This window comes from Bradyrhizobium sp. GW821-FHT13H06 (assembly GCF_058803975.1).
Window position 1 is genome coordinate 19,492 of the sequence record NZ_JBXAPN010000019.1, and the last position, 21,346, is coordinate 40,837.

General features: G+C 62.9%; 21 protein-coding genes. 18 read left to right on the plus strand and 3 right to left on the minus strand.

The features are described 5' to 3' along the window. The first annotated feature begins 98 nt into the window (after positions 1–98). The 14 genes from AC1RQP_RS39345 (at position 99) to AC1RQP_RS39410 (ending at position 13,230) form a co-directional block, all read left to right on the plus strand. Positions 99–1,265 carry a transporter substrate-binding domain-containing protein gene (locus AC1RQP_RS39345; protein WP_492943015.1) on the plus strand — a complete coding sequence of 389 codons (1,167 nt, stop codon included), beginning with the start codon at positions 99–101 and terminating at the stop codon, positions 1,263–1,265. Positions 1,266–1,300: 35 nt separating this feature from the next. Continuing rightward, positions 1,301–1,909 carry an ANTAR domain-containing response regulator gene (locus AC1RQP_RS39350; protein WP_492943017.1) on the plus strand — a complete coding sequence of 203 codons (609 nt, stop codon included), beginning with the start codon at positions 1,301–1,303 and terminating at the stop codon, positions 1,907–1,909. A gap of 247 nt (positions 1,910–2,156) precedes the next feature. After that, positions 2,157–3,413, plus strand: a complete 1,257-nt coding sequence (locus AC1RQP_RS39355; RefSeq protein ID WP_492943019.1) for an ABC transporter substrate-binding protein — start codon at positions 2,157–2,159, stop codon at positions 3,411–3,413. Positions 3,414–3,475: 62 nt separating this feature from the next. Next, positions 3,476–4,369, plus strand: coding sequence for an urea ABC transporter permease subunit UrtB (urtB, locus tag AC1RQP_RS39360; RefSeq protein ID WP_492943021.1), 894 nt, complete (start codon positions 3,476–3,478; stop codon positions 4,367–4,369). Position 4,370: 1 nt separating this feature from the next. Next, complete coding sequence (gene urtC / locus AC1RQP_RS39365; RefSeq protein WP_492943023.1) at positions 4,371–5,519, plus strand: urea ABC transporter permease subunit UrtC; 1,149 nt, start codon at positions 4,371–4,373, stop codon at positions 5,517–5,519. Between the two features lie 3 nt (positions 5,520–5,522). After that, the gene (urtD, locus tag AC1RQP_RS39370) at positions 5,523–6,266 is read left to right on the plus strand and encodes an urea ABC transporter ATP-binding protein UrtD (RefSeq protein ID WP_492943025.1); all 744 of its coding nucleotides are present in this window, start codon (positions 5,523–5,525) and stop codon (positions 6,264–6,266) included. Beyond that, the gene (gene urtE, locus AC1RQP_RS39375) at positions 6,266–6,961 is read left to right on the plus strand and encodes an urea ABC transporter ATP-binding subunit UrtE (protein ID WP_492943027.1); all 696 of its coding nucleotides are present in this window, start codon (positions 6,266–6,268) and stop codon (positions 6,959–6,961) included. The genes urtD and urtE overlap by 1 nt, the downstream gene beginning before the upstream one ends. 35 nt (positions 6,962–6,996) lie before the next feature. Next, positions 6,997–8,034, plus strand: a complete 1,038-nt coding sequence (locus AC1RQP_RS39380) for an aliphatic amidase (protein WP_492943029.1) — start codon at positions 6,997–6,999, stop codon at positions 8,032–8,034. A gap of 77 nt (positions 8,035–8,111) precedes the next feature. Then, positions 8,112–8,645, plus strand: a complete 534-nt coding sequence (gene ureE / locus AC1RQP_RS39385) for an urease accessory protein UreE (RefSeq protein ID WP_492943031.1) — start codon at positions 8,112–8,114, stop codon at positions 8,643–8,645. Between the two features lie 3 nt (positions 8,646–8,648). Beyond that, the gene (locus AC1RQP_RS39390; RefSeq protein WP_492943033.1) at positions 8,649–9,320 is read left to right on the plus strand and encodes an urease accessory protein UreF; all 672 of its coding nucleotides are present in this window, start codon (positions 8,649–8,651) and stop codon (positions 9,318–9,320) included. Between the two features lie 12 nt (positions 9,321–9,332). Beyond that, positions 9,333–10,028: an urease subunit gamma gene (locus AC1RQP_RS39395; RefSeq protein WP_492943035.1), complete on the plus strand. Its 696-nt coding sequence runs from the start codon at positions 9,333–9,335 to the stop codon at positions 10,026–10,028. 21 nt (positions 10,029–10,049) lie between these two features. Continuing rightward, complete coding sequence (gene ureC / locus AC1RQP_RS39400) at positions 10,050–11,759, plus strand: urease subunit alpha (protein WP_492943037.1); 1,710 nt, start codon at positions 10,050–10,052, stop codon at positions 11,757–11,759. A gap of 3 nt (positions 11,760–11,762) precedes the next feature. Next, positions 11,763–12,416: an urease accessory protein UreG gene (ureG, locus tag AC1RQP_RS39405; RefSeq protein WP_492943039.1), complete on the plus strand. Its 654-nt coding sequence runs from the start codon at positions 11,763–11,765 to the stop codon at positions 12,414–12,416. Then, a complete protein-coding gene (locus AC1RQP_RS39410) occupies positions 12,382–13,230 on the plus strand; it encodes an urease accessory protein UreD (RefSeq protein WP_492943041.1) in 849 nt (282 codons plus the stop codon). Before ureG ends, AC1RQP_RS39410 begins: the two co-directional genes overlap by 35 nt. A 95-nt stretch (positions 13,231–13,325) precedes the next feature. On the opposite strand, the gene AC1RQP_RS39415 is transcribed toward AC1RQP_RS39410, so the two are convergent. From AC1RQP_RS39415 to AC1RQP_RS39425, 3 genes are all read right to left on the minus strand, one after another. Next, positions 13,326–15,569 (minus strand): nitric oxide reductase activation protein NorD, encoded by a 2,244-nt coding sequence (locus AC1RQP_RS39415; RefSeq protein WP_492943134.1) that lies wholly within the window; start codon positions 15,567–15,569, stop codon positions 13,326–13,328. Positions 15,570–15,637: 68 nt separating this feature from the next. After that, positions 15,638–16,438 (minus strand): CbbQ/NirQ/NorQ/GpvN family protein, encoded by an 801-nt coding sequence (locus AC1RQP_RS39420; RefSeq protein WP_492943043.1) that lies wholly within the window; start codon positions 16,436–16,438, stop codon positions 15,638–15,640. Positions 16,439–16,745: 307 nt separating this feature from the next. Beyond that, the gene (locus AC1RQP_RS39425) at positions 16,746–17,336 is read right to left on the minus strand and encodes a MarR family winged helix-turn-helix transcriptional regulator (RefSeq protein WP_492943045.1); all 591 of its coding nucleotides are present in this window, start codon (positions 17,334–17,336) and stop codon (positions 16,746–16,748) included. Positions 17,337–17,488: 152 nt separating this feature from the next. Here AC1RQP_RS39425 and AC1RQP_RS39430 point away from each other — a divergent pair, with 152 nt between their 5' ends. The 4 genes from AC1RQP_RS39430 (at position 17,489) to AC1RQP_RS39445 (ending at position 21,338) form a co-directional block, all read left to right on the plus strand. Beyond that, entirely contained in the window at positions 17,489–18,007 is a 519-nt protein-coding gene (locus tag AC1RQP_RS39430; protein ID WP_492943047.1) for a flavin reductase family protein, read from the plus strand. Positions 18,008–18,028: 21 nt separating this feature from the next. Next, positions 18,029–19,498, plus strand: coding sequence for a 4-hydroxyphenylacetate 3-hydroxylase family protein (locus tag AC1RQP_RS39435; RefSeq protein WP_492943049.1), 1,470 nt, complete (start codon positions 18,029–18,031; stop codon positions 19,496–19,498). A 16-nt stretch (positions 19,499–19,514) separates the two neighbouring features. Then, the gene (locus AC1RQP_RS39440) at positions 19,515–19,895 is read left to right on the plus strand and encodes a cupin (protein ID WP_135169793.1); all 381 of its coding nucleotides are present in this window, start codon (positions 19,515–19,517) and stop codon (positions 19,893–19,895) included. A gap of 159 nt (positions 19,896–20,054) precedes the next feature. Then, complete coding sequence (locus AC1RQP_RS39445) at positions 20,055–21,338, plus strand: ABC transporter substrate-binding protein (RefSeq protein ID WP_492943052.1); 1,284 nt, start codon at positions 20,055–20,057, stop codon at positions 21,336–21,338. Positions 21,339–21,346 lie beyond the last annotated feature (8 nt).

Here is a 21,346-nt window from a genome sequence, read left to right on the forward strand (position 1 = left end):
CCCATTATTCATCATAGACTGGAGATGCAGCAGGGGCGCGATATGGCACCGCGAGAAGAGGGGCGGCGTTGACGGATGCAGCCAACGATCGTGATTTGATGGTGTCAGCCAAAGACCATTCGGACAGTTGGCGTGTTGGCGTGCTGTTCTCGCAGACCGGCGTGACGTCGGCCATCGAGCGCACGCAGCTGAATGCGACCTTGCTCGCGATCGAAGAGATCAATGCCAATGGCGGAGTCCTCGGCCGACCGGTCGAACCCGTAATCTACGATCCCGCTTCCGATCCGAAGAAGTACCGCGCCTTTGCCGAGCGGCTGTTTCAGTTCGATCGCATCAGGATCCTGTTCGGCTGCTACATGTCCAGCACGCGTAAGGCCGTGCTTCCGGTCGTCGAAGGCCACCGCGGCCTGTTGTTCTATCCGACGCAATACGAGGGGTTCGAGTATTCGCGCAATTGCATTTACACCGGCGCGGCACCCAACCAGAACTCGATCCAGCTTGCACGTTTCCTGCTTTCCACCTACGGCAACCGCTTTCTGCTCGTCGGTTCGAACTACGTCTATCCCTATGAATCGAACCGGTTGATGGCGGACTTCGTCGTGCAGAGCAAAGGCAAGGTGCTCGACGAGATCTATGTGCCGCTGCAGGCCAGCCAGGGGGATTTCGACAAGGTCATTGCGCGGATCAAGAAGACCTCGCCGGAGGTGATCTTCTCCACCGTGGTGGGGTCCGGCACTGCGGCGTTCTACAGTGCCTATCGGGCGGCAGGCTTCGACCCCGCGCGCATGCCGATAGCAAGTCTCGCCACCAACGAGGCGGAAGTTGCCGAAATGGGCGCGGAGGTTGCCGAGGGACACATCACCGCGGCACCGTTCTTCGAGACCCTGTCCTCGGCGGCTGCGCGGCGTTTCGTCTCGAGCTTCAAGCAAAAATACGGAGACGACGCGCCCGTGACGGCCGGCGCCGAAGCGTCCTACTTCCAGGTGCATCTGGCGATGCGTGCAGTCGGAAAGTGCGGCTCCGACGATCCGGAACAGGTGCTTGGCAATCTCAGGGATTTCGAATTCGATGCGCCGCAGGGAAGAGTGCGTGTCGATCCCGAAAACAACCACACCTATCTTTGGCCGCGGATCGCGCGGCTGGATCGAAACGGCCGATTTCAGGTCGTGTGGAATCCAGGTGTGCGCGTGAAACCGGATCCCTATTGTGTCGTGCAGAGACTCGACGATTGGTCCGTCGATGACCAGCAACTCATTCGTCCATGATCCCCATGGTTGCCTAGTTGGACGGAGAACCGGGCGTGGCCATTCAAATTCTCCGCGATCTGCGTGGTCTGAGGGTTCATGTCGTGCATCCGCCGGATTCGGAGCGGACCAAGCTGGTCGAGCATCTGCGTCGCATCGGTTGCATGGTGGAGATGCAGTGGCCGGTGCCGGAAAGCTGGCAGGAAGGGGCCGACATCGTTCTGCTCGCGATCGAGCACGACATGCGGACCGAAATGCAGCGCCTGTTGAAATCCGACGTCAATCGTCGGCCGACCCTGATCGCCGTCGTGTCCTACGAGGATCCGTCGACGCTGCAACTCGTGCTCGAGTTCGGCGCCGTCGCCGTCATCGAGCGTCCGATCCGGCCGTTCGGCTTGTTGACCAACATCACCATTGCGCGCAGCCTTTGGATGGAACGTCGTGAAGCCGACAAGCGTGTACGCAAGCTCGAACGCAAGCTCGCGGGCATTCAACGTATCCAGAAGGCCAAGGCGATCCTGATGGATGGCCAAGGATTGAGCGAGGCTGATGCCTACGAAAGCATCCGGCGACAAGCCATGTCGAAGCGCTTGTCGATGGACGACATGGCCTCCGCCATCATTCACGCAAACGAGCTGTTGCAATATCGCGCCAAAGGTGATTAGCTTTCGTCCGTCGTGAAGAGAAAATCTATCGCGACTTTGCCGAACCATCGATGATGCTGGTTCGGCTCCGGCTGAGCAGCCCGAAGGACCCGCGAGGGTCCGTCGGGCTTTTTTGTTTTTCGGGGCGCGTGGTGTTGTCGCCACCTTCGTGTGACGACGCCCGCTTGAGTCTTGGCGATTGTCCGACGGAAGCAGCGTACTTCGGTGCGATCGGAGATCTGTGTCTGAAGCTAATGGGGAGTGTGCAATGGCAGTTGATAGACGTAAATTTCTGAAGGGCAGCGCTTTGGCGGGCGGCGCGTTGATCACATCCCCCTGGGTGTTTTCGACGGGCGCTCATGCCGCGGGCGAGATCAAGGTCGGCGTGCTGTTCTCGCTGACCGGCGGGTTGTCGATCGTGGAGAAGTCGCTGCACGATGCCACTATGATGGCGATCAGCGAGATCAACGCGGCGGGCGGCGTCAAGGGCATGAAGATCGCGGCGATCGCGGAGGATGGCGCGTCGGATCCGAAGACCTACAACGAGAAGGCTTCGAAGCTCGTCATCCAGGATCGTGTGCCGACCGTTTTTGGCTCCTATACGTCGGCCAGCCGCAAGGCCGTGCTGCCGGTGTTCGAGAAACGCAACAACCTCTATTTTTACCCGACTTATTACGAAGGCTTCGAGTGCTCGAAGAACGTCGTCTATACCGGCGCCGTTCCGAACCAGCAGCTCTCGAATTTCATTCCCTGGATCATCAAGACGCTCGGCAAGAAGAAGTTCTTCATCGTCGGATCGAATTACATCTATCCGCGCGAGATGGCCAAGGTCTCCAAGATTCTGATCGAGAAGAACGGCGGCGAATGGGTCGCCGATGAATATCTCGAGCTTGGCCATTCCGAATGGGGTTCGATGGTCAACAAGATCAAGAACTCGGGCTGCGACGTCGTGCTGTCCAACGTGGTCGGCGACTCCGTGATCGCATTCTACCGCGAGTACAAGAACCAGGGTCTCACCCACGACAAGCTTCCGATCTGCGCGACCGTGACCTCCGAGATCGAGATCGCGGCGATGGGCGCCGATTACGCCGTCGGCTCGTACACCTCGTTTCCCTACTTCCAGGCAATCGATACCGACCGCAACAAGGCCTTCATCGAGCGTTATCGGGCCTTCGTGAAGGATCCGAAGGCGGTGACGCACCACGCGCTGGAATCGTCCTATTTCCAGGTCTTCCTGTGGAAGCAGGCGGTCGAGAAGGCCGCCGAGGTCACGCCGGTTGCGATCCGCGAGGCTGTCAAGGGCCAGGAGTTCGACGCGCCCAACGGCCACGTCAAGATCGAAGCAGAGAACCTGCACACCTACCTGACCCCGCGCATCGCGCAGTGGCAACCGGACGGTCAGGGCAAGATCATCGACGCCTACAAGGAGCCGGTGATGCCGCTGCCCTATGTCGCCTATGGCGAGACGCCGACGAACCTCTTCTGCACGTCGAAGGGGCTCGACGCAAGCAAGCTGAAAACCTGACGTCAAGGAAACCCCATCCATCGCGCGGTCTTCCCGTGCGATGGATGATGAGGTGTGTTGCCATGCTCGAAGTTCTGTTCATCGGTCTCAGCCTGGGCTCGATCCTTCTCCTGGTTGCCCTCGGCCTTGCGATCACCTATGGCGCCATGGGCGTTATCAACATGGCGCATGGCGAGATGGTCATGGTCGGCGCCTATGTGACGGTGCTGTCGGGCCTTTGGCTCGGGACAAACATCTTCGTTGCAATCCCGCTCGCTTTTATCGTGACGGCGCTGCTCGGGCTTTTGATCGAGCGCATCGTGGTACGCAAACTGTACGGGCGGCTGCTCGACACCCTGCTGGCGACCTGGGGCGTCGCGATCCTGATCCAGCAGGCCGTGCGGCTGGAGTTCGGGCTCTCGTTCTTCGGCATTCACATCCAGGGACTTGGCCCCGGCCTGCAGAATGTCGATGTACCCGGGATATTGCAGGGAACTCTTCATGTTGCCGGTGCCGATATCAATCGCTACCGGACCTTCATCATCCTCGTTACCGCGGTCCTTGCGCTCGCCACCTGGTTCCTGATCTACCGCACCGTCGCGGGCACCCAGGTCCGCGCCATCATCCGCAATCCGAAGATGGCCGCAGCCTGCGGCATCGATGTCGACCGCGTCAACGCGCTGACCTTCGCGTTCGGCTCGGGCCTTGCCGGCGTCGCCGGCGTGATGATGTCCGGCTTCAAGACGGTGTTTCCGGACATGGGCACGCCGATGGTGGTCGACGGCTTCATGGTCGTCGTGATGGGCGGTGTCGGCAGTCTGCTCGGGTCGGTGCTGTCGGCCGGAATTCTCGGCGAGATCAACGGTGTGGTTGCCGCCGGGACCAACGATATCCTGGCACGCGCGGTCGTGTTCGGTGTGGTGATCGCGATCATCATTCTCAAGCCGAAGGGCCTGTTCGCCCTCAAGGGGCGCTGAGATGTCGTCGCAGCGCCGCATCGACTGGGCGATCTACGCCGGCTTCGTGATCCTGATCATGCTGGTGCCGCTGGTGATGGACCCGTTCTGGCTGAATCGCATCGCCAAATACCTCGTGTTCGGCATGCTCGGTATCGCAGTCGCGTTGTCCTGGGGCTACGCGGGCATCCTCAACCTCGGCCAGGGACTGTTCTTCGGCGCCGGAGCCTACATGCTGGCGATGTCGCTGAAGCTGGCCAGCGCCACCAGTCTGCAGCAGGGCTCCGACAAGCCGGTGCCGGATTTCATGCTGTGGAACGCCGAGCCGGGAGCCAAGACCGAGCTCTGCTGCATCACCAAGGCCTCGTTCCTGTGGCTGCCATTTCAGAGCCAATGGTTCGGTTTTGCCATGGGTCTGATCCTTCCGGTCCTGATGGCGGTGGTGGTCGGCCTCATCGTCTTCCGCAAGCGAATCTCCGGCGTGTTCGTTTCCATCATCATGCTGGCGCTGGTGCTGCTGGTCCGGCTGGTGATGATCGATGCCCAGCCGGTCACGAACGGCTTCAACGGCCTGACCGATCTGGGCTGGTTCAAGATCGGCGAGTTCGAATTCGATCCCTATATCGTGCCGACCTATTACCTGATCGCGGGTTCGCTGAGCGTGGTGCTGCTTGCAGCGCGGCTGCTCATCGACACCCGCGCGGGCGTGATCCTGCAGGCGGTTCGCAACGACGAGAACCGTGCCCGCTATCTCGGCTTCGACGTGCCGGCCTACCAGACCTTTTTCTTCGCGGTCTCGGCGGCCATCGCGGGCTTCGCCGGCATGCTCTATGTCATCGTTTCGGAATTCGCATCGCCGACTTTCATGGATTTGAGCTTTTCGATCACCATGGTGGTATGGGCCGCGGTCGGCGGCCGCGCCTCGATCCTCGGCGCCTGCATCGGCGCAATCGCGATCAACATGATTTCGGCGACCGTCAGCGAGACCGAAGGGTTTGCAGAGGCCTGGAAGGCCATCATCGGACTGATCTTCGTGCTGGTCGTGCTCTATCTGCCGCGCGGGATTGCAGGCCTTGCTCACGACCTGATTGATCGCGCGGTCACGCGCAAGACGCCGGGTGCGTCGCCCGCGCTGCGTGTCCGCGACGCCACCTCACAGCTCGCGGAGTAGCCCATGGCGCAGGCAGCATTGACCATCGACGGGCTTGGCGTCGACTTCGAGGGCTTCAAGGCCGTCAACGGCGTGTCGTTGATCATCGAGGAGGGGGAGTTGCGGGTTCTGCTCGGCGCGAACGGCGCCGGCAAGACCACGCTGATGGATCTGATCTCGGGCAAGACCAAGTCGACCGAAGGCCGCGTCTTTCTGCATGATACCAACATCACCAATTGGGAGGAGCATCGGATTGCGCGCGCCGGCATCGGCCGCAAGTTCCAGATTCCGAGCGTGTTCAAGGAGCTCACGGTCCGCCGCAATCTCGAAGTGGCGAGCTGCAGGAACCCCGGCGTATTCGCCAATCTCGGCTTCGGCTTTCCGGCCAAGGCGAAGGTCGACGAGGTGCTGGAACTGATCGGGCTGGCCGAGGAAGCCGACCGCGTTGCGGCCTATCTGAGTCACGGCCAGACCCAATGGCTGGAACTCGGCCTTTTGATCACGCAGGATCCGAAGATCATCCTGCTGGACGAGCCGACCGCCGGCATGACCCAGGCGGAGACGCACAAGACCTCCCTGATCGTCAACAACCTCCGGGGCCGCCACACCATCATCGTGGTCGAGCACGACATGGCCTTCGTGCGCGAGATCGCGGAACGCATCACCGTGCTGCACCTGGGCCAGGTTCTCGCCGAGGGTAGCGTTACGGAGATCGAGACGAATTCGAAAGTGAAGGAAGCCTATCTCGGTTCGAAGGGGATTTCCTGATGCTGGCGTTCTCGCATGTCGATAGTTTCTACGATCGCAGCCACATCCTGCACGACGTCTGCCTCGAGGTGCCTGACGGCGAGGTTACGGCGGTGCTAGGACGAAACGGCACGGGCAAGACCACGCTGCTGAAGACGCTGATGGGCCTGACCGACCGGATAGACGGGCAGATCAGGCTGAACGAGCGTGAGATCGGCAAGGAGCCGACCTTCCAGCGGGCGCGGGCCGGCATCGCCTATGTGCCGCAAGGGCGCGAGATCATTCCGGATTTCACGATCCGCGAAAACATCCTGATGGGCTCGTTCGCCCGGCATGACGGCAAGCGCGAGATCCCGGAACTGGTCGCCGAGCTGTTTCCCTATCTGATGAACAATCTGACTCGCAATGGCGGCGTGCTGTCGGGCGGGCAGCAGCAGCAGCTCGCGATCGCCCGTGCGCTTGCCGCCGATCCCAAGGTGATCCTGCTCGATGAACCGAACGAAGGCATCCAGCCGTCGATCGTCGAGGAGATCGAGAAGATCATCATCCGCCTCAATCGGGAGGTGGGCCTCACCGTGATCCTGGTCGAGCAGAACGTCTCGTTCGCGCGCCGCGCCGCGCATCGCTTCGCCATGATGGAGAAGGGACGTGTGGTCGTGGCCGGCGCGATTTCCGAACTGACCGACGAGATGGTTCACCGCCATATGGCGGTGTGAGCTGAGGCTGCAAGAACTTCTTAAAGGAGAGCAAGATGCTGCACGGTGATATCACGTCAAGCAACGACACGATCGGCGTCGCCGTCGTGAACTACAAGATGCCGCGCCTTCATACCAAGGCGGAGGTGCTCGATAACGCCCGCAAGATTGCCGACATGGTCGTCGGCATGAAGACCGGTCTTCCCGGCATGGATCTGGTGATCTTCCCGGAATACTCTACTCACGGCATCATGTACGATTCCAAGGAGATGTACGAGACGGCCTCGGTGATCCCGGGCGATGAAACCGAGATTTTCGCCGAGGCCTGCCGCAAGGCCAAGGTGTGGGGCGTATTCTCGCTCACCGGCGAGCGCCACGAGGAGCATCCGAACAAGGCGCCGTACAACACCCTGATCCTGATGAACGACAAGGGTGAGATCGTCCAGAAATATCGCAAGATCATGCCCTGGGTGCCGATCGAGGGCTGGTATCCCGGCAACTGCACCTATGTCTCCGAGGGCCCCAAGGGGCTGAAGATCTCGTTGATCATCTGTGACGACGGCAACTATCCCGAGATCTGGCGCGATTGCGCGATGAAGGGCGCCGAGCTGATCGTGCGGTGCCAGGGCTATATGTATCCGGCCAAGGACCAGCAGGTTATCATGGCCAAGGCAATGGCTTGGGCGAACAATGTCTATGTGGCGGTCGCCAACGCCACGGGCTTTGATGGCGTCTATTCCTATTTCGGCCATTCCGCGATCATCGGCTTCGACGGCCGGACGCTCGGCGAATGCGGCGAGGAAGAGTACGGCGTCAACTACGCCCAGCTGTCGAAGTCGCTGATCCGCGATGCCCGCAAGAACGGCCAGTCGCAGAACCATCTCTTCAAGCTGGTGCATCGCGGTTACACGGGGATGATCAATTCCGGCGAGGGTGATCGCGGCGTTGCGGCCTGCCCGTATGATTTCTACGCCAAGTGGATCGCCGATCCGGAAGGCACGCGGGAGATGGTCGAGTCCTTCACGCGCACCACGGTGGGGACCGAGGAATGTCCGATCGAGGGCATCCCGAACAAGAAGGTGGCGCACCGCTAGGACGCCTATCGTCGGTGGCAGCGGATTGATATCCGCCGCCCATCCTGCCTGATCATGAAATTCGCGAGGTATCTGCGATGCTGCGCATCGAACGCGTGCTGGGGAGCCGGGTCGAGCCCGCTTTGTCCGAGGCGCTTCACCGTCTTGAACATGAGGGGGCGGTCGATATCGCCAATGTACCGGCGACCGATCTGGCGCGGCGGCGTCTCCTGATCACCACGCGCGGCGGTGAAGAGTTGGCGATCGCCTTGCCTCGTCATGAAAAGCTCTTCGATGGCGCCGTGCTGCTGCTGGAGCCCGACCGTGCGATCGTGGTCCGCGCCGCAACCGAGCGCTGGTTGCGATTGGAGCCGCGCTCGATCGCCGACGCCGTGGAGCTCGGCTACCACGTCGGCAATCTGCACTGGCGGGTGCGGTTTGGCGGCGAGGTGCTGCTGGTCGCACTGGAAGGCCGGCCGGAAGACTACACGGCGCGCCTGGAAAACCTGATCAGCGCCCGCCGGGTCGGGGTCACGATACTCGATGAAGATACTGCGGATGCGGTCGAAGCCCTCGAGCCGCCGCAGCCTGGCGGCGCCCGCGGTGGCCATCACCATCATCACGATCATTGAGTCATGCTCCCGGTTTTGCAGGCGATCTGGCAGGCGGACGGCGCGTTTCCCAGCGGAGCCTTCGCGTTTTCCTATGGGATCGAGGGCGCTCTCGCGCTTGGCCGCGACATGACTTTGGGCGACTTTGAGGCATTGGTCGCTGCGATGTTGAAGCAGCGCTGGGCCAGCTACGACAGGGTCGCATTGCTGTGGTCGTATCGTGCTGGGGGCGATCTGGAAGCCATCGCGGCGGTCGATCGCGAGGTCGAGGCCTCCACGCTGATCGAGTCGTTGCGCACGGGCTCGCGCCGCAATGGGGGGGCCTATCTTGCTTCGCACGCACGGCTGGGGCAGCCACTGGCAATCGCGCTACGCGATGACGTGCAGGCGGGGAATTGTCTTGGACATATCGCCGTCATGCAGGGCGCGGTGTGGTCGGAGCTCGGGCTGGACGAGGCGCTGGCGCAACTCTGCTCCGGCTATACGGCGGCGTCCGGCGTGATCACCGCCGCGATCAGGCTGGGTGCGATAGGCGCGCTGCAAGGGCAGGGCGTGCTGCAGCGATGCCTGCCGCTGATCGAGCAACTCGCTGCTCAGGAGGTTCCGGATGACGTCGAACTGTCCAGTTTCGTGCCTTTCCTCGATATTGCCGCGGCACGGCACGCCCAGGCCGATCTGCGGCTGTTCGCCAATTGAGGGTGATTTCGAATGCTGCTGACGCCAACCGAACTGGAGCGACTGACGATCTTCAATGCCGCCGAGCTGGCGCGCCGCCGCCGCGCCCGCGGACTGAAGCTGAACTATCCGGAAGCCGTTGCGTTCATCACCGACGAGATCCTGGAGGGCGCGCGTGACGGCCGCTCCGTCGCCGACCTGATCGGCTATGGTTCGACCGTCCTGTCGTCTGCGGACGTGCTGCCCGGCATCGCCGCGATGATGGATATCATCCAGGTGGAATGTGTCTTCCCCGACGGTACCAAACTCGTCACGGTGCACGAGCCGATCCGGCCCGCCCCGGGCACGGAGGCCGACACCGAACGTCCGGGTGTCGTGTTGGCGCAGGACGGCCAGATCGCACTCAATGCCGGACGACGCACACTGACCTTGACTGCAGTCAACACCGGCGATCGCCCGATCCAGATCGGCTCGCATTTTCATTTCTTCGAGGTCAACAAGGCGCTCGAGTTCGATCGCGCCAGCGCCATCAACATGCGGCTCGACATTCCGGCCGGCACGGCGGTGCGGTTCGAGCCGGGTGCCTCGAAGGAGGTCAATCTGGTCGAGTTCGGCGGCGACCGGCATTTGACCGGACTTAACAATCTCACCGATGGTGCGGCGTCCGATCCCGGTGTTCAAGCGGCGGCGCTGGCGCGAGCCCGTTCGCGCGGCTTCAAGGGCGCCTGAAATCTGGAAGGAGACTGCTACGTGGCGATGATCGACCGGCGTGACTACGCCGCCCTCTACGGCCCGACCACGGGCGATGCCGTCCGGCTCGGCGATACCTCGCTGTATGCCGTGGTCGAACACGACCATGCGGTCTATGGCGACGAATGCCTGCATGGCGGCGGCAAGACCCTGCGCGACGGCATCGGCATGGCCGGGATCACCAGCGCCGAGGGCGCGCTCGATTTCCTGCTCTGCAACGTGCTGATGATCGATCCCGTGCTCGGGATCGTCAAGGGCGACCTCGGTATCCGCCATGGCCGTATCGTCGGCTTCGGCAAAGCCGGCAATCCCGCCATCATGGATGGCGTCGATCCGAACCTGATCGTCTCCACCGGCACCACGGTACGGGATTGCGAGGGGCTGATCGCGACCCCCGGTGCCATCGACGTTCACGTGCATTTCGACAGCGCAGGCCTGGTCGAACATGCGATCGCGAGCGGCATCACCACCATGATCGGCGGCTCGCTCGGACCGATCACGGTCGGCATCGATTCCGGCGGACCGTTCAACACCGGAAAGATGCTGCAGGCCGCCGAGGCCTGGCCGATGAATTTCGGTTTTCTCGGCCGTGGCAATGCCCATCGGGCAGCGCCGATGGTCGAGCAGCTCGAGACCGGCGTGATGGGGCTGAAGCTGCACGAGGATTGGGGTTCGATGCCGGCGGCGATCGACACCTGCCTCGAGGTTGCCGATGACTACGATTTCCAGGTTCAGATCCATACCGATACGCTGAACGAATCCGGCTTCGTCGAAAATACGCTGGAAGCGATCGGCGGCCGCACCATTCACATGTATCACACCGAGGGCGCCGGCGGCGGTCATGCGCCCGACATCATCCGCGTCGCCGGCGAAATGCATTGCCTGCCGTCCTCGACCAATCCGACCAATCCCTACACCGTCAACACCTTCGACGAACATCTCGACATGACGATGGTGTGCCACCACCTCAATCCGGCGATTCCCGAGGATGTCGCCTTTGCGGAAAGCCGCATTCGTGCCCAGACCATCGCGGCCGAGGACGTGCTGCACGACATCGGCGCGATCTCCATGCTGGGCTCCGACAGCCAGGGCATGGGCCGTATCCACGAAGTCATCTGCCGGACCTGGCAGCTTGCCTCCAAGATGAAGGGCCAGCGCGGCGCGTTGCCGGAGGACAAGCCGGGCTTTGGCGACAACGCGCGTATCAAGCGCTACATCGCCAAATATACCATCAACGCCGCCAAAACGTTCGGTATCGCCGACCATGTCGGATCGCTGGAGCCGGGCAAGATCGCCGACATCGTGGTGTGGCGGCCGGCCTTTTTCGGCATCAAGCCCGAGCTCGTCATCAAGGGAGGCTTCATCGCCTGGGGCGCGATGGGAGACAGCGCAGCGTCGCTGATGACATGCGAACCGATCCTGATGCGGCCGCAATGGGGCGCGTTCGGCAAGGCCGCGTCGGCGCTGTCGGCCTGCTTCGTTCATCCTCTGGCGCTCGCGCGCAATCTGGGCGCCGAACTCGGGTTGGCGAAGAAGCTGCTGCCGGTGCAAGGCACACGCAAATTGAGCAAGCGAGACATGCTGTGGAACGACGCATGCCCGCACATCACCGTTGATCCGGAGACCTTCGACGTGTTCGTCGACGGTGCGCTGGCAACTTGCGAGCCGGCCCGTGAACTGCCGCTGGCCCGCCGCTACATGTTGAGGTGAGCCATGCTCCATGCCCTGCGTGTATCTGACAACGAGGCCCGCGGCGGCGCCAGTGCGGCGCGGGTCGGAATCGGCGGCCCGGTCGGCTCCGGCAAGACGGCGCTGATCGAGGCGCTGATCCCGGTGCTTCAGCGGCGCAACATCGACTTTGCCGTCGTCACCAACGATCTCGTCACCAAGGAGGATGCCGAGCGGTTGCGGCGATCCGGACTGATCGATCCTGCCCGTGTTTCGGCAGTCGAGGCAGGCGCCTGTCCGCACACCGTGATCCGTGAAGATCCCACACTGAACATTGCTGCGGGGGACGAGCTCGAGGCCCGATTCCCGGGATTGGAGTTGATCCTGTTCGAATCCGGCGGCGACAATCTCGCCTCGACCTTCTCGCTCGATCTGGTCGACTGGTGGATCTTCGTGATCGACGTCGCCGGCGGCGACGACATTCCGCGCAAGAAAGGGCCCGGCCTGCTGCGTTGCGACCTGCTTGTCGTCAACAAGGTGGATCTCGCGCCCCATGTCGGCGTCGATCTCGATCGCATGCTGGCGGATGCGCGGCAGGTGCGGGGCGCGAAACCGGTGATACCGACCAATTTGAAGAGCGGCGTCGGTGTGGAGGCGGTCGTCGATGCGATCTCTGCTGCAGTCCTGTTCCGGGTCTGAGACCGGACGCTCGCTCGACGGCGCGTTGGTCGTCGATCGCGCTGGCGGTCGCAGCGTCTTGCGTCGTCAGCAGATCGGCTATCCCCTGCATATCACCCGCGGGTTCTATCTCGATGCGGCCAGGCCCGATCTGCTCACGCTCTATCTGCAATCCGCCTCGGGCGGTCTGTACGCCGGCGACCGCATCAAGCTTGACGTGTGCGTTGGTGACCAAGCCGCGTTTCACATGACGACCCAGGCCGCGACCGTCGTGCATGACGGCCGCGCGAGCGGCGCGATCCAACGACAAGCTGTGAGGGTGGAAGAGGGCGCGTTCTGCGCCTTGACCAGCGATCCCTATGTGCTGTTTCCTGGTGCCGATCTTACCTTGGAAACGGAAGCGGCGGTTTCCGACGATGCCGTGCTGTGTCTCGCCGATGGTTTTGCGGTCCACGATCCCAAAGCGAAGGCGAGGCCGTTCGCGCGCTTCGAGAGCCGGTTGAACGTATCACGCCCGGGCGGCAGGTTGCTGATGAAGGACATCGGCGCGATCGACGGCGACGAAACGCGCAACGGGGCGCTGGGCCCGATGGCCGCTGTGGCAAACTTCGTGCTGATTGCGCCGCCGGACCGATTGCCGGCATTGGCCGACATGGAGCAGGCCGCCGGCCGCTGTGGCGCGCTGGCCGGATGTTCGCTGGCGCCGAACGGTGCAGGCCTCGTATCGCGTATTCTTGCCCCGGATGGCGGTGTGTTGGCACGTGCACTCGACGCGTCGTTCCATGTCGCAGCCCATGCTGCACTCGATGCCCCCCTGGCGCGTCGAAGGAAGTGATGCCTGTTCCCATTTTCCGGTTCGGCGAGCTCTGGGATACCGAAGTCCCGGTCGTTCCGGGGGGCGATGAAATCCGCAACGGACGGGAGCCATTCTCAGCGCCGCGCCAGACGGAAATAGAGCTCCGACAGCCGTGCCGGCAGATTCTCAACCCGGGGCACTAGCATAGTGTTGCCGCGTCCGAAGATGCGCGGGGCGGAGGCGATGCCGGCTGTGCCGAGCACGACGCCATAGGCGTCGACGCCGCGACTACGGAGATCGACCGCTGCGCGTCTGGCATCCTCGACGAGATCGAGCGAGTCGGAGACATCGATGTCGGACGGCTCCCCGTCGGTGAGCACGATCAGAAGCTTTCGGCTGGTCGAGGTGGTCGCCATCACGTTGCCAGCATGGCGCAATGCCGTGCCGAGCCGGGTCGACAGGCCGGAGCTGAGCCCCGCCAGCCGCGCCCGGCAAGGCCGGTCGTAAGCCTCATCGAAGCCCTTGATACTGGTCATTCTGATATCCTCGCGGCCGTCGGAGGCGAAGGCAAGCAGGCCGAAGGGGTCGCCGAGCTGATCCATGGCCTCGGAGAGAACCGCAACGGCAAGGCGTTCGATATCGAGAACGGTTGCGCCCGATGGTAGTCGGTCGCATGTCGACTGAGAAATATCGATCAGGAGCAGCGCGGAGAGATCGCGATGCACTGATTTCGATGAGCGGAACACGCGGGGGTCGGGCTCCTGGCCGCTGCGCAACGCGATGCCGGCGTCCAGCATCGCATCGACATCGAGATCGTGCCCATCATGCTGCCGCTTCAAGCGTACGATGCGGCCGATACGGAGGCCACGCACCAGGCGCGCGACGTGGTTGCGCACGGCTCCCGCGCCGTCGAGCGCGTCTTCGATCGCATGCGGATCGCCAGTCTTGGCTGCGACCTCGCGTACGACGGTCCAGTCGGGCCGTTCGATGCCATGGACTCGGTCCCATTCCGGATAGCGCGCGATGACCGTGCCGCGGTCATCGGGCGCGACGGGGCGACCGCGGCCGATCCCGGCCTCGGCGTTGCCAGGCTCGGCCTGCTGGTTGCTGCCGTCAGCACTCTCCTGTGCGTCCACGCGCATGGCATCGATGAACAGGTCCAGCACGTCGTCTGGGGCCTGCGGGCCTTCGTCGAAATCCCACAGTCCCAGGCCATCGTCGCGGTACACCGGTTCGACCACATAGGTCCTGGCATTGAACTGCACCCGCATCTGGCCGAGGTCGTTGCCGAGCAACGTGCCGATCTCGCGGCTGATCGCGGAATCCTCGATGCGCGGCAGCGCGGCTGCGAACAGCGCGCGGCCTTTGGCGACAAACCCGTCATCGTCGACATGGGCCGGATCGAACAACGCATGCGCCAGCCGCGCCAGCAGCACCGTCGCAGTCGCCACGCCGTCGGGCGCGGCGACATGGTAGGGCGCCCATAGCCGGCGCAGCCCGGGCAAGGCGCGCATTGCGAGTGTCTCGACGCGCGCATCCTCGATCAGGTTGACCAGGGCGACCTGCAGCGGCTTCAACGTGCCGATTGGAAAGCGGGCACGTCCGAGCACCAGATGAGCCTGCGCATGCGCTGCGGCGGCGCGAAACAGTGCCCGGGCGGCAGCGCCTTGCACACCGCGATAGGATTCCGGCAGCCGGATGATCGGACCGGCAATGGTGCTGCGGCGTTGCGGCTTGTCCGTGCTGTCGCCAGCCATGCCGCGCAGCAACGGCAGCCCGCCCCACAAGGCGGTGGTGAAGGCCTTCAACTCGGCCTCGATATCGGGAAAGCCGACGCCGCCGGGATCGCGGGCGATCATGCGGCGCGCCAGATCATCCTGCAGAGAGAAGAAGGCAAGACGGCGGTTGCGATCGCCGGCAGCTGAGCGCAGGCCGGCGGCGATGAAATCCTCGAAAGCCTCGATCGTGCCGGGCAGGAGGATTTGTCTCATGCGGCCTGCGGCCGGTAGCACGGACTCTGGCGCCTGCCGCGCCAGCATCTCCATCGCGCGCCACCATCGCGACAGCGCCGCACCTCCGAAGCTACGACGCGCGGCCGCCAGCGCGTTCAACGATGCGGTTGCGGCGGGCGCACCGGCATGGCGGCAGATTTCGGCGCCGATTTGCGCCGCGCCTAGTAGAGGTGCAATCTCGCGCGTCGACGCGTCATTGCGGCTCGCCTCCCAATAGGCGATCAGGCAGGCAGGGCCAGCATTGACGTTGACGAGTTCGAGCACTGCGCCGGCCCAGGCTTCGAGTTCGGAAGCATCGAATTGCTTCGAGAGCGTGTCCCACGTCGCCAGAAAAAGCGGCCGCAATGCCTCGCGCTGACGCATCATCAAATGTAGCCGCCGCGCGACGCCTTCCGGCTCGGACCGCACTTGCAGCGCGGCAGATGGCTTCGCGCTCACGGAACGCATGCAGCGATGGCGTCGGTGAGCGCCGCGCGGATGTCGGGATTATCCGTGATCGGCAGCACGATGCCGGCTCGTACGGCAGCGGTCAGCGGCAGGCCTGCGCGGACCATGCGTCCCGTGTGGATCAGCATCCGGGTCGATGCGCCTTCGTCGAGGCCGTGTCCCTGCAAATTGCGGGAGCGCTCGGCGATCCTGACCAGAAGGGTCGCCAAATCACTGTCCGCACCGCTTTCACGGGCAATGATCGTGCTCTCGGTGGACGGTGGGGGATAGCCGAAATCGATCGCGATGAAGCGCTGCTTGGTGGACTCCTTCAGGTCCTTCACCGCGCTCTGGTAGCCGGGATTGTAGGAGATCGTGAGCTGGAATTCGGCGTGCGCCGGCACGATCTCGTTGTGCTTCTCCAGCGGCAGGATGCGCCGCGCGTCGGTCAGCGGGTGGATCACCACGGTAGTGTCCTGCCGCGCTTCGACGATTTCGTCGAGATAGCAGATGCCGCCGTGACGGACGGCTTGCGTCAGAGGGCCGTCATGCCAGACGGTGCCTGATGGTTCGAGCAGATAGCGACCGGCGAGGTCGGCAGCGGTCATGTCCTCATGGGCCGCGACCGTGATCAGCGGCTTGCCGAGCCGCCACGCCATGTGTTCGACGAACCGGGTCTTGCCGCAGCCGGTCGGTCCTTTCAGCATCACTGGCAGGCGCTCACAGTAGGCGGCCGTGAAGATGTCGACTTCGGTGGCCTGAGGCTCGTAGTAGGGCTCGGTGTTGATCCGATACGCATCAAGCGGCATAAGGTGCTCCGTTGGGTGAAGGAGCGACGCCTTGAGACTCAAAGCGTCGTCGCCCTTCAAGCATAGGGTGTGGCAGCCTTTGCCTGGGGAGCACGCTACGGCCCTGGAGCATGCAGGATGCGCGCAATAGGCGCTTCAATCGCGATTAGAGCCGAAATACGCAATCAAGACAAGCACGTCCTGCGATTGCTCTGCCACCAAGTTCACCACTCGCGGGCATGCGGCTCCGTCGAAAGCTTCTCTCCATATGGGCAAGGGAGCTAAGAAGCGCTCAACGCGTTGGTCTGAATAGTCACGACCTCGGGCTTTACCGGCCTGTTCGTTTTTTCTTGCGGCCTCTTTGCTGCTCGATGCGGTAAGCTTCGCTATCTTGCGAGGTGAGCGTCGCCCGAACGTGCTCGGCGAGCTTTAGCGCGCTATTGGCATTTGACGCAAGACGAGAGAGCATTTGCGAGAGGAGTTTGAACTCCTCGCGCGTCAGCATTCCAAACAGTGCGTCGTTGACAGGGCGTTGCAGAGTGGCAAGACGGATCAACAGGCTCATTCCGTGCTGGGTGAGGGCAAGTTGCACCCGCCGTCCGTCCTCGGGGTGGGGCGTTTTCTCGAGGAAGCCATCGGACACCAGTTTGTTGATCTCGTTGGTGACGAAGGCGCCGCTCAAGTAAAGCCGTTCGGCGACCTGATTCACGCCCATCGGTTCTTCCGCAGTCGAATTCTTGATCGCGATCAGGATCAGATACTGGGTAGGCGACAGGTCGACGAAGCCTGCGAATATTTCACGGCAGGCCTCCAGGCTGCGTCCGAACGCGAAATAGTCGTAGAGGAGGCCGCGGAGTGTGCGGTCTCCGTCCTTGTCGAGCAGCTCGGGTTTCGACGCCGTCAAGAGTGCATCGTTCACGCGGTCAATCTCCCCGCCAAATCATGGCATTGCGAGCTTGCTTAAAAAGCACGCATGCGCCCGCCCAGCAAGTGGGCTTGACATTCTAAAATAGCTTTGTCAGAAAGCTACTCGAGAATTATAAATCAGGACCGGGCAACGAGGCAGTGTCCATGGAGGATCGTGCATTCAGGCGTGCTCTCGGCGAATTCGCCACCGGGGTTGCGGTGGTGACCGCGCGCGGGAAGGGCGAAGAGCTTATCGGCATGACCATGAGTTCGTTCAATTCCGTCTCGCTCGATCCGCCGCTCGTTCTTTTCAGCGTCGACCGCAAGGCGCGCAGCCTGCCTGCGATGCTCGAAGCCAAGGGTTTCGCCGTGAACATCCTGGCGCGTGACCAGGAAAACATCTCCAACCAGTTCGCGCGCGCTCTCTCCAACAAATGGGACCAGGTGAGGACGTCGGTCGGCCATGCCGAGGCGCCACTGATCTCGGGCGCGATGGCTCATTTCGAATGCGCGCCCTACGCAGTCTACGAGGGCGGCGACCACGTCATCTTCGTCGTCCGTGTCATTAGGCACGCGAGCCGCGCCGAGGACGCTGCTCCCCTGATCTTCTTTCGCGGTCGATACCGCGATCTCGTCGATGAGACCGAGCGCGAGCCAACTTGGCCGCTTCCCATTCACTACTAGTTTCGAACCGGAGAAACTGCGATGCGCAGCGCAAAGGAATATCTGTCGGGCCTGAAGGACGGCCGGACCATCTACATCAACGGCGCCTCGGTCGGCGATGTCACGACGTACCATGCCTTTCGCAATCTCGCGAGCTCCATGGCGGGCCTGTTCGACTTCGCGAGCGCGCCGGAGAACGCGGAACTGATGACGTTCGACACGGGCGCGGGTCGCGCCAACCGCATCTGGCAGCTTCCGACCTGCTATGCCGAACTCGTGACGCGGCGCAAGGCGCTCGAAGCGTGGGCCTCGCTGCATGCCGGCTTCATGGGACGCGCCCCGGACCACGTGGCGTCCTGCATTTCCGGGCTCTACATGGGGCTCGATGTCTTCAAGGCCTATGATCCCGCCCGCGCCGGTGCGCTCGAGAGCTACTACCGCTATGCTCGCGACAAGGACCTCTATCTCACCTACGTCATCATCAATCCGCAGGCCGATCGTTCGAAGGGGGCGGCCGAACAGGCCGATCCGTTCCTCACCGCCGGCGTCGTCGATCGCGACGCGGAAGGGATCACGATCCGCGGCGCCAAGATGCTCGCTACCGGCGGCGTGGTCGCCGACGAGGTCTTCGTCACCACCATCCAGCCGATGCGTCCGGGCGAAGAGCGTTATGCGATGTCCTTCGCGATTCCGATGAACACGAAGGGCCTCAAGATGCTGTCGCGCAAATCCTACGAGGATGCCGCCGGCGCAGTGTTCGACAATCCGTTGTCGAGCCGTTTCGACGAGAACGACTCGGTTCTCTATTTCGACGACGTGAAGGTGCCCTGGGACCGTGTCTTCATCGAGGGCAACGTCGACATGTGCCAGAAGCAGTTCCACGCCACGCCCTGCCACGTCTATCAGAACTACCAGGCGATGGTCCGCTTGAGCGTCAAGCTCAAGTTCCTGACCGGCCTTGCGCATCGGACCGCCGACATGAACGGCGTCACCCAATTTCCGCAGGTGCGTGAAATGCTCGGCCAGCTCGCGGCCGAGACCGGCATGGTCGATGCGCTGGTGGCGGCGATGGAGGCCAAGGGCACGCAGGTTGGTCCATATTTCATCCCGGACCGGCACACCCTCTACTCCGCGCAGGTGCTGACGCAGCAGCTCTACGGACACGTCATCAACACGCTCCGCGAGCTCGCCGGCGGCGGCATGATCATGCTGCCCTCATCGGTCGCGGACTTCGACAACCCCGAGATCGCGGCCCTCATCGGCAAGACCCAGCAGTCGCCGAAGGCCAATTCGCATGACCGCGTGAAGTTCTACAAGCTCGCCTGGGATGCCGTCGGCTCCGAGTTCGGCTCGCGCCACCAGCAGTACGAGATGTTCTACGCCGGCGCGACCTTCGTCACCAAGGGCCACTCCTATCGCACCTACGACTGGGCCGGCGCCGACCGGCTGGTCCAGACCATGCTCGATTCCTACGACCTCAACGGCGTCTCAAGCGCCAGCAAAGCCGCCTGAACCAGGGAGCCAACACATGCCTGTCAACAAGAAGCACGACGAATTCTACACGCTCGACATGGCGAGCGGCTGGGAAACGCCGGCGGGCTATCCGGCTGGTATCCAGCAGAAGATCATCGCGGGCGGGTTGGACGAACAAAACCGGCGCGGGACGCGGACCCGGCTGCTCCGTTTCGCGCCCGGCGTCTACACAACCGCGCCGTTCTCCCACGAGTATTGGGAAGAGGTCTATCTCGTCTCGGGCGATTTGATCGTCGGCAACGATGCGAAGGGTGAGGGCGGCAAGAGCTTTCCGCCGAACACCTATGCCTGCCGCCCGCCGCACGCGCCGCATGGCCCGTTCAAGTCGGTGAACGGCTGCCTGCTGCTGGAGATGCACTATTTCGATCCGGTGTGATGCCGGATCGCCGCCGCACAACATCATTCGATCAGCACAGGGGGAAGAGAAATCATGATGTCTAGAGGTATCTCTGTCGTAGTTGCGCGTTGCCTGTCGTCACTTGAAGGGTTCTTCAGGCTGGATCGCGGTGGGCCGCAGGGCAAAGTCCGATGGGCGGTGGACGGACTTGCCGGGGCGCTCGCGCTCGGTGTGGTAGCCGCGACGCCGGTCGCTGCGCAGGACAAGCCGAGCGCGTTGGGACTGGGCATCTTCACGTTCACGTCGGGGCCTGCCGCAGCCTACGGCATGCCGGGCAAGAACGCAGCCGACCTCATGATCGACGAGATCAACGCAAAGGGCGGCATAGGTGGCGTGCCGGTCGGCGCGACCTATGTCGATGAAGCACAGGGCGCACAGGGTGTGATCGCAGAATATCGTCGGCTCGCCGGCGACGCGAAGAACCAGGTGATGGTCGCTGCCCTGTCGAGCGCGAATTGCCTGGCGCTAGCGCCGCTTGCGGAGCAACTCGAGGTCCCCACCGTGGGCTGGAACTGCGATACCCATCAGCTGCTGATGGACGGCAAGAGCAAATATGTGTTTCGCCCGAACGGCAACACCGTGCCGGAATTCATCGCTTACGCGATCTACCTGCTGGACCGCAAACCCGACGTGAGGACGGTTGCGATCATCAATCCGGACTATGCGTTCGGCCACGACGCAGCGAAGATCTTCACCGCGGCGCTGAAGGCCCTGAGGCCGGACGTCGAGATCGTCGCCGAGCTCTATCCGAAGCTGGGCTCGCCGAACTATCAGACCGAGATTTCTCGCCTCGCCACCGCGCGCCCGGACGTCGTCTTCTCAAACCTTTGGGGCGCCGATCTCGAGAACTTCGTTCGTCAGGCCGCACCGCGTGGGATATTCACCTCCAGTCAGGTGATCCTTGCGCTCGGCGAGACCGTGCTGCAGCGAGTGCCCTTGCCTGACGGGGTGATTGTCGGTGTTCTCGGCGACGGCTGGTGGATGTCGCCGGACGCCAAGGCGAGGTCGGAAACGGTAAAGTTTGCCGAAGCCTACAAGGCTCGGTTCGGCGAGTATCCGGTGTTCCCGTCGATCAAGATGGCCAACGCGCTGATCTACGTGAAGGCGGCCTATGAGGCCGCGATGCAGAAGAACGGCGGCAAATGGCCGACGCGTGCCGAGCTCGCCGATGCCATGAAGGGCAGCAAGGTCGAGACCCTGACCGGCACCGCGCAGACGCGGGCCGACAATGACGGCCTCGTCGACCAGATCGTCGGCGTGACCGTAAAGACGTCGGCGCAGCAATTTCCCGTCATTGGCGACATGGTCCGCTACAAAGGCGACAACCTGATGCCGCAGGCAGGTCAAGATCCGCTGGCCTGGATCGCCACGCTCAAGCCCGAGTTCGCCAAAAGCCTGCCGAAGCCGGGAAGCTACAAATAGGCGGGGAT